Source organism: Novosphingobium sp. BL-S-32, assembly GCF_056857055.1.
Genome location: NZ_CM166476.1, coordinates 1,093,042 through 1,105,785, shown reverse-complemented (window position 1 = coordinate 1,105,785; position 12,744 = coordinate 1,093,042). Strand labels below are relative to the sequence as shown.

The following is a 12,744-nucleotide window of genomic DNA, read 5'->3' as shown; positions in this document are numbered from 1 at the left end:
TCGTCCTAGGGGGGACAATCCGATGCAACGCCTCAATTCTTCGCACGCCCGGACCGGCGGGCTCGCGCTGGGCGCGGCCATGGCTGCCGCGCTGCTCGTGAGCTGCGCCAGCCACGCGCCGGTCGCCAGCGCCGATGCGCCCGTGACTGCGGGCGCCGAGCAGGGCGACAGGGATATCGCCCGCGCCGAACAGCGCGTGGCGAAATCGCCCCGCGACGCCCGTTCGCGCGCCATGCTGGCACAGGCCTATCTGGCGGTGGGACGCTTCGATTCGGCGGCCACCACGTTCGAGGACGCGATCTCGCTGGGTGACGAGGATGCCCACACCGCGCTCGGCGCATCGCTCGCCTATATCGGCGCTGGCCGGAATGCGGAGGCGCTGGCACTGCTTCAGCGCGTACAGGACAAGATCCCCATGAGCGACTTCGGCTTGGCCGTTGCGCTGGCCGGACAGCCTGCGAGCGGTGTCTCGATCCTGACCGACGTCGTGCGCGGCGGCGGGGCGACGCCCAAGGCGCGCCAGAACCTTGCTTATGCCTATGCCCTCGACGGCCGCTGGCGCGAAGCGCGCCTGATCGCCTCGCAGGACCTGACCGGCGACCAGCTCGAAGCCCGCCTCAACGAATGGGCTGCGAGTGCCGACGCGGACAAGAGCCGCGAGCGCATTGCCGGCCTGATGGGCGTGCCGTTGCGCGGAGATTCGGGTCAGCCGGCCATGCTGGCGCTGAACAAGCCTGCCGATGGTGCGCAACTGGCGGTTGCCGATACGGCCGCACCGGTGGCGGCTGCAGCGCCGAAGCCGGCTGCTGGCGGCGAGCTTCCGGCGGTCCAGACGGGTGAAAGCTTCTGGGGCGCCGACCAGCCCGAGGAATCGGCTCCGGCGCCTGCACCGGCTCGGGCATCTACTCCAGCGGCGGTCGTTCGTGTGGCCGCGGTCGAAGCAGCGCCCTCGCGGCCCTTCGCGGCGAGCACGACGGTCCAGCCGGCGCCGGCCGCTCGCCCTGCCGCTGTCCATGCCATTGCGGCGCGTACCGCTGCTGCGCCGAAGTTTGCAGCGGCGCAGCCGACCACGCATCTCGTTCAGCTCGGATCGTTCCGGACGATGGACGGCGCCAAGCGCGCCTGGGCCATCTTCCAGACCCAGAATCCGAAGCTCAAGGACCACACCATGCGCATCACCGAAGCGCAGGTGAACGGCCAGCGTTACTACCGCGTCGCGGCCGAAGGCTTCGATCGCGGTGCGGCGCAGGCCTTGTGCTCGACCGTCCGAAAGGGCGGCGCGGGTTGTCTTGCCTATTCCCAGCAGCGCGCCTTGCCGGGCGCCTCGCTCGCGAGCCGCTGACCGGCGCACGCTTCTACCAGTTCCATGTGAACCTGAACGGCTCCTGTCCTCGGACAGGGGCCGTCTTTTTTGGTGCATAGCTGAGGTTTGGTGTTTCCGGTTGAGCCTGAACCGCGAACCACCCGTCGCCCCCGCGCAGGCGGGGGCCTCGCTTTCTTTTGCTAAGCTGGCCAAGAAAAGCGGGGTCCCCGCCTGCGCGGGGACGACGAGGTGCTTTGGGTGAAAGGGGAGTGCGTTTTGGGCCGGAACGGGTCCGGCCCATGCAGCCGCTTACTTCTGAAGCACCGCCACGCCGCCCTTGAACAGCGCTACGGCACGGCCCTGAACAGGCTGTTTGTCGAACGGCGTATTGCCCGCAACAGCCGCCATCTTGCTCGAATCGACGATCCACGGACGATCCGGCGCGACCACTGCGATGTCGGCCTCGGCGCCCACTTCGAGCTTGCCCGCATTCACGCCCAGCAACCTGGCCGGGTTCGTGGCGACCAGCTCGAATGCGCGCGACATTGAGATCACGCCATCGCGCACGAGATTCATCGTGTGCGGCAGCAGCGTTTCGGCGCCCGCCATGCCGGGGGCCGAATCAGAGAAGGGCAGGCGCTTGTCCTCGGGCCCGCGCGGATCATGGCCGGAGGCGATGACGTCGATGGTGCCATCGCCGATGGCGGCGATCACGGCCTTGCGGTCGTCTTCGCAGCGCAGCGGCGGCGAGAGGTGCGCGAACGTGCGGAAGCCCCCCAGTGCGAGGTCCGAGAGCATGAAGTAGGCCGGCGTCACGCCCGCCGTCACTTTCAGCCCGCGCGCCTTGGCGCCGCGCACGAGGTCCAGCCCCTTGGCGGTCGTCACCTTGCGGAAGTGGATCGGCGCATTCGCCAGTTCGGCCAGCGCGATATCGCGGGCGATGGCCAGCGCCTCGGCTTCGGCCGGTGCGGAAGGCAGGCCGAGGCGGGTCGCCATTTCGCCGGCCGTGGCGACGGCCTTGCCGACGATGCCCGCGTCCTCGGAATGCGTCATCACCACCATGCCGAGCATGCCGGTGTACTGGAGAAGGCGCAGCATAGTGCCCGAATCGCCGATCCAGTGGCGACCGGTGGCGACGGCCTTGGCCCCGGCGTCACGCATCAGCGCGATCTCGGCCAGCGACGTGCCTTCGAGGCCCTGCGTCGCGGCAGCGAGCGGGTGGACCCAGAAGTCCGGTTTGCCCGACTGCGCGGCGAAGCGCACGCGTGCCGGCACGTCCAGCGGCGGATTCTGGTCCGGCATCAGCGCGGCGCGGGTGATACCGCCGAAGTGGAAGGCTGGTTTGTCGATGGCGAAAACGCCCAGATCGACAAGGCCCGGGGCGATCAGGTGGCCGCCTGCGTCATGGACGGTATCGCCCGGTTGCGCAGTGACGTCGGCGCCGATCGCGGTGATGAAGCCGCCCTCGCTGCGCAGCCCGCCCGGGGTGATGGAGCCATCGGCGAGGACCAGCTTGCCATTGGTGACGGTGAGGGGCGCCTGATTGCTCATGCCCAGCCCTCCACACCGCGCGTTCGCCGGGTCAGCACGTCAAGACAGGCCATGCGCATGGCCACGCCCATTTCGACTTGCGTGGTGATCTGCGAGCGGCCGACCAGATCGGCCACGTTGGAGTCGATTTCGATACCGCGGTTCATCGGTCCCGGATGCATGACGAGGGCGTCGGGCTCGGCCTTGGCAAGCCGGTCGAGCGTGAGGCCGTAAAGATGGCGATATTCGCGCGGGGAGGGGATGAACTGGCCTTCCATGCGTTCCAGTTGGAGGCGCAGCATCATCACCACGTCGGCGCCCTTCAGCGCGGCGTCGAAATCATGAAACACCTTCACGTTCATCCGCTCGATATCGGCGGGCATCAGCGCGGGCGGCGCGCAGACGCGCACTTCGGCGCCGAGCGAGGCCAGCGAGAGGATGTTCGAGCGAGCGACGCGGCTGTGCAGGATATCGCCGCAGATGGTCACGCGCAGGCCGTTGAAGGCGCGCTTGGCCTGCCGGATGGTCAGGGCGTCGAGAAGGGCCTGCGTGGGGTGTTCGTGCTGGCCGTCACCGGCATTGAGCACCGGGCAATCGACCAGATCGGCGATCAGCTGCACCGCGCCGGAACTGGCATGGCGGATGACGATGGCATCGGCGCGCATGGCGTTCAGCGTCATCGCCGTGTCGATCAGCGTCTCGCCCTTCTTCACGCTGGAATTGGCGACGGCCATGTTGACCACATCGGCGCCGAGGCGCTTGCCGGCGATTTCGAAACTCAGCAGCGTGCGCGTCGAGTTTTCGAAGAAGGCATTGATGATCGTCAGGCCGGACAGCAGGTCGCGGCGTTTCTGCGTGCCGCGATTGAGTTCGACCCACTGCTGGGCCTCGTCAAGGAGGAACCATATCTCATGCGGGGCAAGGCCGCCGATGCCCACGAGACCGCGATGCGGGAAGGCGAGCGCGCCTTCCGGATAGATATATTCTGGGGATGTCATCGAAGATCAGGCCTTAGGCACAGGTGGGGCCGGGCTCAAGCGTTTTGAGCCGAGTCCTTTGCAAGGCACGCCATTCGTATCCACATGGCGGGCGCATGGGGCCGGAAAAAAGACTTGTTGCCCGCTCTGGCCGCACCGGCCCCGTGGGGGTATGAAGTTGCCGGAAAGGCGGGTGAATCCATGAAATTTGCGCACAGGGTCTGGAGATTGCTGGTCGCGGTGAAGGACGCGCTGGCGCTGGTTTTCCTCTTGCTCTTCTTTGGCGCGCTCTATGCCCTGCTGATGGCGCGGCCCGCCGCCACCCGGATTCAGGACGGCGCGCTGCTGCTCGACCTCAATGGCTCGATCGTCGAGGAGAAGAGCCGGATCGACCCGCTGGCCCTGCTGCTCGGCTCCAGCGCACCGGCCGGCGAATATCGGGCCCGCGACCTCGAACGCGCGCTGCACCTTGCCGCGACGGATAGCCGCATCAAGGTCGTCGTGCTCGACATGTCGCGTTTTCTGGGCGGCGGCATGGTGAATATCGAGGAAATCGGCCAATCGATGGATGAAGTGCGCAAGGCGGGCAAGCCGGTGCTGACGTTCGCCAATGCCTATGCCGATGACGGCGTCCAGCTCGCCTCCCATGCCAGCGAGGTCTGGATCGACCCGATGGGCGGCGCCTTCGTGGCGGGCCCGGGCGGGAATCAGGTCTATTTCAAGGGCCTGCTCGACCGTTTCAAGGTCAACGCCCATGTCTTCCGCGCCGGAACCTATAAGAGCTTCGTGGAACCCTACATGCGCAGCGACATGTCGCCCGAGGCGCGCGAGGCCATGCAGGACGTCTACGGCGCGCTCTGGAACAGCTATCGGGCCAACATCGCCGCCGCGCGCCCCCGGGCGCAGCTTGACCGAATGACCGGCGATCCGCTGGGCTGGGCCAAGGCGAGCGGAGGTGACTTCGCCGAAGGCGCCAAGGCGGCCGGGATCGTCGACCGCATCGGCGACAAGAGCGAGTTCGATGCCCGCGTGGCGTCCATCGCCGGCAAGGACGATTCCGATCAGGACGGCAGGGATCTGCCCTATCGCCACACCGCACTGGCCGCCTGGCTCGCCGCCAATCCCGAAAAGAAGGAAGGCGCCGAGATCGGAGTCGTCACTATCGCCGGTGAAATCGTCGACGGCGATGCCGGGCCGGGCCGCGCCGGCGGCGACCGCATTGCCCAGTTGCTGGACGATAATATCGACGAAGGCTTCAAGGCGCTGGTCGTGCGCATCGATTCGCCGGGCGGTTCGGCCATGGCGGCCGAGCGCATGCGCCGCGCGATCGAGCGCTACAAGGCGAAGAAGATCCCGATCGTGGTCTCGATGGGCAACCTTGCCGCCAGCGGCGGTTACTGGGTCTCGACACCGGGGCAGACCGTCTTTGCCCAACCCGCCACGATCACTGGATCGATCGGCGTCTTTGCCGTCATTACCAGCTTCGAGAATACGTTGGCCCAATATGGCGTCACCAGCGACGGCGTGAAGACCACGCCGCTGTCCGGCCAGCCCGACATCCTCGGCGGCCTTTCGCCCGAGGTGGAGGGCATGTTGCAGGCCTCGATCGAGAGCACTTACCACAAGTTCGTCGGTATTTCGGCGCAGGCGCGCCGGACCACGCCGGAGAAGATGGACGCGATCGCGCAAGGCCGCGTCTGGCCGGGCTCAGAGGCGCAGCGGATCGGCCTTGTCGACCGTATGGGCGATCTCAATGCCGCGCTGGCCGAAGCAGCGCGGCTTGGCGGTGTCGGCAACGGCAAGTGGCATGCCGTCTATCTCCAGAGCGAGGAGGACACGGTCACCCGGTTCGTGAACAGCTACACCTCGCAGGCGCCGGATGAAGACAGCCATGCCCGGGCCTACGACTTCGCGAGCCTCGTGTCGCAGCGCCGTGAGGAGCAGGGCGCGCATCTGGCAGGGCAGCTTGCGGCGATGCTCTCGACCAGCGGGGCACAGGCTTACTGTCTGGAATGCCCGGTCGTGCCCGGTGCTGCCCGCAAGGCGGACAAGCAAACGACGCTGCGGACATTGGCCCGGCTGGTAGGACTGAACTGAATACGGGCCGCTGCCCGGAGCTTGTTTGAAATCCGGTTACGACCGGATTTCAAACAGTCCCTCAGTCCGGGGGCGGCAATTCCGTAGGCGTCGGATCCGGCTGATCGAAGTCCGGGCCAGTCGGTGGCAGTTCCTGCGGGGTATCCGGCGCGTCTGGTTCCACGGGCGGATAGGGCGTTTCGGGCGGGGTATTGCCGGGGTCGTCTCCGGGTTGGGTGGCCATGGCTGCCTCTCGCTTTGTCATGTCTTCAAGGGACATTACTCTAGTTGGGCAGGCGGCAGGCATGGTGCAAGGCGGCCTGCCGGAGGGCTGCCGCGACCCGTCCCGGCACGGGAACGGCGCAGCCTGTCTGCACACCATGCGAATCGCCGCACTTGCCCTTTTCCGCGTGTCCTTATAAGGGCACGGGCCTTGAGTTTCAGGCTTCATCTTTGCGGGCGTGGCGGAACTGGTAGACGCGCTGGTTTTAGGTACCAGTATCGAAAGATGTGGGGGTTCGAGTCCCTTCGCCCGCACCAGTCTGCCGCCCGGGGGGATGAGTCGCGAGAATCGGCCCGCAGGCTCTTTGCGTTGGCCCGTTGAATTGTACAGGAAGGCATTTGAAATGCAGATCGTCGAAACCACCAACGAGGGCCTGAAGCGCGCCTACACGGTGACCATTCCCGCCAAGACCATCACTGCCAAGATCGAGGGTGAGGTCAAGAAGATCGCCCCGCAGGTCAAGATGCCCGGCTTCCGCCCCGGCAAGGTGCCCGCGAACCTCGTCAAGAAGATGCACGGCGACGCGATCCACCAGGAAGCGCTGAACAACTCGATCCGCGAAGCGATGGACAAGCTGGTTGCCGATCACGCGCTGCGTCCGGCCATGAACCCCGATGTTGCGCTGGGCGAAGGCTATGAGCAAGGCAAGGATGTCGAGCTGACCGTCAGCCTCGAAGTCCTCCCGGTTATCGCCGCTCCCGCGATCGACGGCCTGAAGCTGGAAAAGCTGACCGTGCCCGTGGCCGAAGACGCCGTTGCCGAAGCGGTTGAGCGCATTGCCTCGCAGCAGCAGCGTTTCGAAACCAAGGACGGCGCGGCCGAAGACGGCGACCAGCTGATCATCGACTTCACCGGCAAGCTCGACGGCGTCGAGTTCGACGGCGGCAAGGCCGAGAAGGCCCCGCTGGTCATCGGTGCCGGCCGCTTCATCCCCGGCTTCGAAGAGCAGCTCGGCGGCGCCAAGGCCGGTGACGAGCGCACCATCACGGTGACCTTCCCCGAAGACTACCCCGCCGCGAACCTCGCCGGCAAGGAAACCACCTTCGACATCGTCGTGCACGAAGTGAAGGCACCTGCCGAATCGAAGATCGACGACGATTTCGCCAAGGAACTGGGTCTTGAGAGCCTTGAGCAGCTCCAGGGCCTGCTCAAGGGCCAGCTGGAGCAGGAAACTGCCGGCCTGACCCGCACCGCGATGAAGCGCCAGCTGCTTGACCAGCTTGCCGCCGGTCATGACTTCGACGTGCCGCCGACCATGGTGGAAGCCGAATTCTCGCAGATCTGGCAGCAGCTCACGCAGGAAGCCGGCAACGAGGAAGATCCCGCTGCCGCTCTCGCCGAGATCGAAGCCGAGAAGGACGATTACCGCAAGATCGCCGAGCGCCGCGTGCGTCTGGGTCTGCTCCTGTCGGAAATCGGCCAGGCCAACGGCGTGGAAGTGACCCAGCAGGAAATGTCGATGCTGGTCTCGCAGGCTGCGCAGCAGTATCGTCCGGAAGACCGCCAGCGCTTCTTCGAATATGTCCAGCAGGACCCGATGATGGCTGCCCAGCTGCGCGCGCCGCTCTACGAGGACAAGGTCGTCGATTTCCTGATCGAGAAGGCCGAAGTCACCGAGCGCGAAGTGACCCGCGACGAACTGCAGGCTGCTATCGAGGCTGACACCGACGGCGAGAAGCCGGCGGAAGCCAAGAAGCCGGCCGCCAAGAAGGCTCCGGCCAAGAAGGCCGCTGCCAAGGACGCCGCCGAGGAAGCGCCGGCTGACGAAGCTGCTGCCGAGGAAAAGCCGAAGAAGGCTCCCGCCAAGAAGGCTGCTGCCAAGAAGGACGAAGCTGAAGTCGAGGCCGAGGCCGAGGCGAAGCCCGCCAAGAAGGCTCCGGCCAAGAAGAAGGCCGCTGCCAAGGAAGACTGATCGCGTCGCTTAAACCGCTGACCGATCGTTGAAAGGCCCGCCGTGTGCGAACACGGCGGGCCTTTCTTGTTGATGTCGGTTAAGCGCCCGGCTGCGAAACCGCGACCCAGCCATCGCCGATACGGTGGACCTCGATCGCGTCCACCGCGAACCCGCTCTGGCGCAAGTGGGCGAGGATGACAGCATCGCTCAGGCGATGACGGCTGTCGTGCTCGGCCCAGAACAACGTGGGGCAGGCCTCTGCCCGTTTCCGTGAGGTTTCCGGCTCGATCGCGAAGCCGAAGTGTCCGGCAACCTCGCGATAGGCCCAGGGCGCGACCGAAAGGTTGTCCGCGGGCGGGAGGGACAGGACATCGGCGTTCCAGAAGCGGTCGGTATGGACCAGCGTGCCGGGGCAGAGGCGCACCTCGCGAGCGATGAAGCCGCCGGTGCCGTACCACGAGTAGCGCGCTTCGGCCTTGCCGACATTCTGCACCAGTCCGCAGACCGAGACGAGCAGCGCGAAGCTGAGAAAGACCGCCGTCGTTTTCGGCCCCAGCGCCCTCAGCAGGCGTCCGCAGGCCAGCGCGATACCCACGCTGACCGCGCCGACCATGGCGGTCAGGTACTTCTCGATCAGCATCGGGTGGAGCAGGTGCACCACCACCAGCATGCCAAGGCCAGCCATCACGCCTGTCGCCAGCAGGGCCAGCGTCCGGACCTCGGTGCAGGCCGTGCGGTTGCGGATGAGGTCGCGCCCCATGAGGAGCACGCCGGCAAGCGCACCCAGCAGCACGAGCGGGTTGGCTTCCAGACTGCGCAGCAGGGCATATTCGATTGACCACCGCGCTTCGCCGAAGCCGGCCGGTATCCAAAACGCCCGGGTATTGGCTTGCCAGTAGGGCAGCTGGATCAGGCTGAGGGCGATGAAGACCCCGCCCGCCGCCAGCGCCGGCACGGCGACGGCACGCGCCAGAGTCCAGTCGCGGCGCAGCACGGCGGCGGCGATAAAGGGGGCAATAAGGGCTCCGGCGATCAGCGTGGTGACGATATGGGTGTTGAAAGCCACCAATACGCTGGCAAAATAGATCAGTCGGCGTGCCCGCGAGCCGCCTTCGCACGTGAGCGACAGGGCGCTGAGGGATAGCGCCAGCACGGTGCCCGCGCCAAGCGACAGGAAGTAGGAGCGCAGTTCGCTCGCGCTCAGCACGGTCCATTCGTTGCCTGCCAGCAGCAGCAGAAGCACGGCGCTCGCGGGCAGCAGGCGCGGCACATCGCGCACGATGGCCACGCCGGCAAGGAGGCAGACCACGCCGATGGCGAGGTTCAGCAGCCGGTGAGTCTCTATGGAGCCCATCCAGGCGGTGGCGCGGGCAAGGGCGTAATAGAGCGGCGGATGATTGTCCGCGAGCCAGCTCGTCCGCAGGGCTTCACCCCAGCCAGGGCCGGGGCGCGTCACATATTGCGTGTAGAATTCGTCGTACCATGGACCGCGATGCAGGCACGCCCACGCGATTCCCATGGCAAGGGCCATCACGGTAAGCAGGATCGTGCCCACCTGGAGCTTTTTCGACATGCAAAGGCTCCCCCCGAAGCCGGCGACAAGAGATTTCCCTTATCCCGCCAAGGGATGACGGAAATATTGAGAAAGGGCAACGGATCGTGCCCTCGATCGCTCTGAAGCGGGACAAGTGGGGCTCAAGGTCGGACAATGCCCGCATAAGTTGTGTGCGGTGCACTGATTGAGGGGTTAAAGGCCTTGAACATCGTGCGGGGGCACGCGACATAGGCGGTCCAAATCAGAAGAGGACTCCCATGCTCGACCTGTTTGGCGCCTCGGGCGCCCAAGGAAAGTTCACTACCGACCCCGTGACCGGCGCACTCGTGCCGATGGTCGTCGAGCAGACCAGCCGTGGTGAGCGCAGCTTCGACATCTACTCGCGCCTGCTGCGCGAGCGCATCGTTTTCATCACCGGCGAAGTCGAGGACCACATGGCCTCGCTGATCGTCGCGCAGCTCCTGTTCCTCGAATCGGAAAATCCGACCAAGGACATTTCGATGTACATCAACTCGCCGGGCGGCGTGGTGACGGCCGGCATGGCCATCCACGACACCATGCAGTACATCAAGCCGCGCGTTTCGACGGTGTGCATCGGCCAGGCTGCATCGATGGGCAGCTTCCTGCTCGCCGCCGGTGAGCCGGGCATGCGTATCGCTCTGCCGAACGCCCGCATCATGGTGCACCAGCCCTCGGGCGGCGCACGCGGTATGGCTTCGGACATCGAGATCCAGGCGCGCGAGATCCTGCGGATGCGCAAGCGTCTCAACGATCTCTACGTGAAGTACACCGGCAAGTCGCTCGACGAGATCGAGAAGGCGATGGACCGCGACACCTTCCTCGAAGCCGAGGAAGCACTGGCGTTCGGCCTCGTCGACAAGGTCTTCGAAACGCGGCCCGACGCCGACAAGCCGGCCGAAGCCTGAGCATGACGCGGAAGGTCGGTGCCTGCGGGTATCGACCTTCAGTTCTTTGCAATGGTTCTCGGGGTACCCATATCGGGCTAGGATTGCAAAACCGGCCCCGTCCAAGGTAGACTCGACGAGTCGCCTGGAAATGGCCTAAAGACGGAAAATGACGAAATTGAGCGGATCTGACGCGAAAAGCACCCTCTACTGCAGCTTCTGCGGCAAGTCGCAGCACGAAGTGCGCAAGCTGATCGCGGGCCCCACGGTCTTCATCTGCGACGAATGTGTCGAGCTCTGCAACGACATCATTCGCGAGGAAACCAAGGCCGGGATTGCGGGTAAAAAGGACGGCGGCGTGCCGTCTCCCCGCGACATCTGCGAGACGCTGAACGACTACGTGATCGGGCAGGACCGCGCGAAGCGCGTGCTGTCGGTGGCGGTGCACAACCACTACAAGCGGCTGAAGCACAGCGGCAAGCAGGGCGACGTCGAGCTTTCGAAGTCGAACATCCTGCTCGTCGGGCCGACCGGTTCGGGCAAGACGCTGCTCGCGCAGACGCTCGCCAAGACGTTCGACGTGCCCTTCACCATGGCCGACGCCACCACGCTGACGGAAGCCGGTTACGTGGGCGAGGACGTGGAGAACATCATCCTCAAGCTGCTCCAGGCTTCCGACTACAACGTCGAGAAGGCGCAGCACGGCATCGTCTACATCGACGAAATCGACAAGATCAGCCGCAAGGCCGAGAATCCGTCGATCACGCGCGACGTTTCGGGCGAGGGCGTGCAGCAGGCGCTGCTGAAGCTGATGGAAGGCACCACCGCATCGGTTCCGCCGCAGGGCGGCCGCAAGCACCCGCAGCAGGAATTCCTGCAGGTGGACACGACCAACATCCTGTTCATCTGCGGCGGCGCCTTCGCGGGTCTTGAGAAGATCATTGCCGACCGCCTCCAGAAGCGTTCGATCGGCTTCGGCGCGCATGTCGCCGATCCGGACAAGCGCCGCGTGGGCGAACTGCTCCAGAAGGCGGAGCCGGAAGATCTGCTGAAGTTCGGCCTGATCCCCGAGTTCGTCGGCCGTCTGCCGGTGATCGCGACCCTGAACGACCTCGACATCGAGGCGCTGGTCAAGATCCTGAAGGAGCCGCGCAACGCGCTGATCAAGCAGTACGCCAAGCTGTTCGAGCTGGAAGACGTGGAACTGACCTTCACGGACGAGGCGCTTGAGGCGATCGCCCAGAAGGCCATCGACCGCAAGACCGGCGCGCGCGGCCTGCGTTCGATCGTGGAAGGGCTGCTGCTCGACACCATGTTCGACCTGCCGACCGAAGGCGATATCGCCGAAGTCGTTGTCGACAAGGACGTGGTGGAGGGCCGCAAGGAACCGGTCCGCGTGCTCAAGGGCGACAAGGCCGAAGCCGCAGCCTAAGCGCTGCTGCCAAGATCAAAACGAAAAGGGCCCGTCCGGATTATCCGGGCGGGCCCTTTTCGTTGTTCGGAATTGCGCCCCGGCTCACCGGCCGGGCAGCCGGGGCGCATGGTCGCTTCTCAGTTGTTTCCGTCAGAAGGGGGCGGGCCCATGCGGCCGCCACCGGGACCGCCGCGCCCGCCACGCGGAGGCATCGGATCGCCCTTCTTCATCGTGCGCACGACCTGACCGTCGCGGGAAATCGTCATCTGCTCGGTCTCGGTGGACTTGAGCAGCCATCCCTTGTCGGTCTGGACCCAGGTATCGTGCGACAGTTCGCTCATCGCGATCTGATGGGTTTCGCCGTCACGGCCCTGGCGGTTGTCGGAGGCGTCCTGGCGCTGCTCGACTTCGGCGGTCTGGCCATTGACGGTCACCGAGGTAATCGTGTTGGTCGACTTGCGGCTCGGATCGACGGGAATATTCGCAAGGCGCTCGATCATGTCATCGGCGTTCATGGAATTGCCGCCAAGATCGGTGCGCTTGAAGTCAGGCGTCAGGAAAGGCTTGATGTCATCCGGCTCGCGCGTGTCCATGGCGGTCTTGAGTGCCGCGTAGCGCGCCTCAAGGTCACTCTTGGTGTCGGCATGGGCAAGGCCGGGCAGCAAGGCGCAAGCGAGCGCTGCGGAAAGCATGAGGCGGGCGGGGTGTCGACGTTTCATCGCGGATCTGTCCGTGCAATCAAAGATGGACACGATTCCTAAACGCCGCCCCGCCTGCCGCAATCGGGTTTATTGTACCTTATTGTCG

Annotated in this window: 10 protein-coding genes and 1 tRNA gene; 6 read left to right on the top strand and 5 right to left on the bottom strand. The window is 65.5% G+C overall.

Features of this window, described 5'->3' with window-relative positions:
- Positions 1 to 22 precede the first annotated feature (22 nt).
- Positions 23 to 1,342 (top strand): SPOR domain-containing protein, encoded by a 1,320-nt coding sequence (locus tag AC1VVK_RS05065; RefSeq protein WP_482904633.1) that lies wholly within the window; start codon positions 23 to 25, stop codon positions 1,340 to 1,342.
- A 270-nt stretch (positions 1,343 to 1,612) separates the two neighbouring features.
- Here the strand turns inward: AC1VVK_RS05065 and AC1VVK_RS05060 are convergent, their stop codons facing one another.
- Entirely contained in the window at positions 1,613 to 2,854 is a 1,242-nt protein-coding gene (locus tag AC1VVK_RS05060; RefSeq protein WP_482904632.1) for a dihydroorotase, read from the bottom strand.
- Positions 2,851 to 3,831: an aspartate carbamoyltransferase catalytic subunit gene (locus tag AC1VVK_RS05055; RefSeq protein ID WP_482904631.1), complete on the bottom strand. Its 981-nt coding sequence runs from the start codon at positions 3,829 to 3,831 to the stop codon at positions 2,851 to 2,853. The genes AC1VVK_RS05060 and AC1VVK_RS05055 overlap by 4 nt, the downstream gene beginning before the upstream one ends.
- Positions 3,832 to 4,011: 180 nt before the next feature.
- Here AC1VVK_RS05055 and sppA point away from each other — a divergent pair, with 180 nt between their 5' ends.
- Positions 4,012 to 5,907: a signal peptide peptidase SppA gene (gene sppA, locus AC1VVK_RS05050; protein ID WP_482904630.1), complete on the top strand. Its 1,896-nt coding sequence runs from the start codon at positions 4,012 to 4,014 to the stop codon at positions 5,905 to 5,907.
- Between the two features lie 61 nt (positions 5,908 to 5,968).
- Here sppA and AC1VVK_RS05045 read toward each other — a convergent pair whose 3' ends face one another.
- Complete coding sequence (locus AC1VVK_RS05045) at positions 5,969 to 6,130, bottom strand: hypothetical protein (protein ID WP_482904629.1); 162 nt, start codon at positions 6,128 to 6,130, stop codon at positions 5,969 to 5,971.
- Positions 6,131 to 6,341: 211 nt separating this feature from the next.
- Between AC1VVK_RS05045 and AC1VVK_RS05040 the strand changes: the two genes are divergently transcribed.
- Positions 6,342 to 6,426: transfer RNA gene (locus AC1VVK_RS05040), tRNA-Leu, on the top strand.
- Positions 6,427 to 6,512: 86 nt separating this feature from the next.
- The gene (tig, locus tag AC1VVK_RS05035; RefSeq protein ID WP_482904628.1) at positions 6,513 to 8,081 is read left to right on the top strand and encodes a trigger factor; all 1,569 of its coding nucleotides are present in this window, start codon (positions 6,513 to 6,515) and stop codon (positions 8,079 to 8,081) included.
- A gap of 79 nt (positions 8,082 to 8,160) precedes the next feature.
- Here the strand turns inward: tig and AC1VVK_RS05030 are convergent, their stop codons facing one another.
- On the bottom strand, positions 8,161 to 9,636 hold the full coding sequence (locus AC1VVK_RS05030; protein ID WP_482904627.1) for a hypothetical protein: 1,476 nt from the start codon (positions 9,634 to 9,636) through the stop codon (positions 8,161 to 8,163).
- Positions 9,637 to 9,875: 239 nt separating this feature from the next.
- On the opposite strand from AC1VVK_RS05030, the gene clpP reads away from it, so the two are divergent.
- Positions 9,876 to 10,544 carry an ATP-dependent Clp endopeptidase proteolytic subunit ClpP gene (gene clpP / locus AC1VVK_RS05025; RefSeq protein ID WP_465135813.1) on the top strand — a complete coding sequence of 223 codons (669 nt, stop codon included), beginning with the start codon at positions 9,876 to 9,878 and terminating at the stop codon, positions 10,542 to 10,544.
- A 148-nt stretch (positions 10,545 to 10,692) separates the two neighbouring features.
- On the top strand, positions 10,693 to 11,955 hold the full coding sequence (gene clpX / locus AC1VVK_RS05020) for an ATP-dependent Clp protease ATP-binding subunit ClpX (protein WP_132386618.1): 1,263 nt from the start codon (positions 10,693 to 10,695) through the stop codon (positions 11,953 to 11,955).
- A 119-nt stretch (positions 11,956 to 12,074) separates the two neighbouring features.
- Here clpX and AC1VVK_RS05015 read toward each other — a convergent pair whose 3' ends face one another.
- Positions 12,075 to 12,656 (bottom strand): DUF4440 domain-containing protein, encoded by a 582-nt coding sequence (locus AC1VVK_RS05015; protein ID WP_482904626.1) that lies wholly within the window; start codon positions 12,654 to 12,656, stop codon positions 12,075 to 12,077.
- Positions 12,657 to 12,744 lie beyond the last annotated feature (88 nt).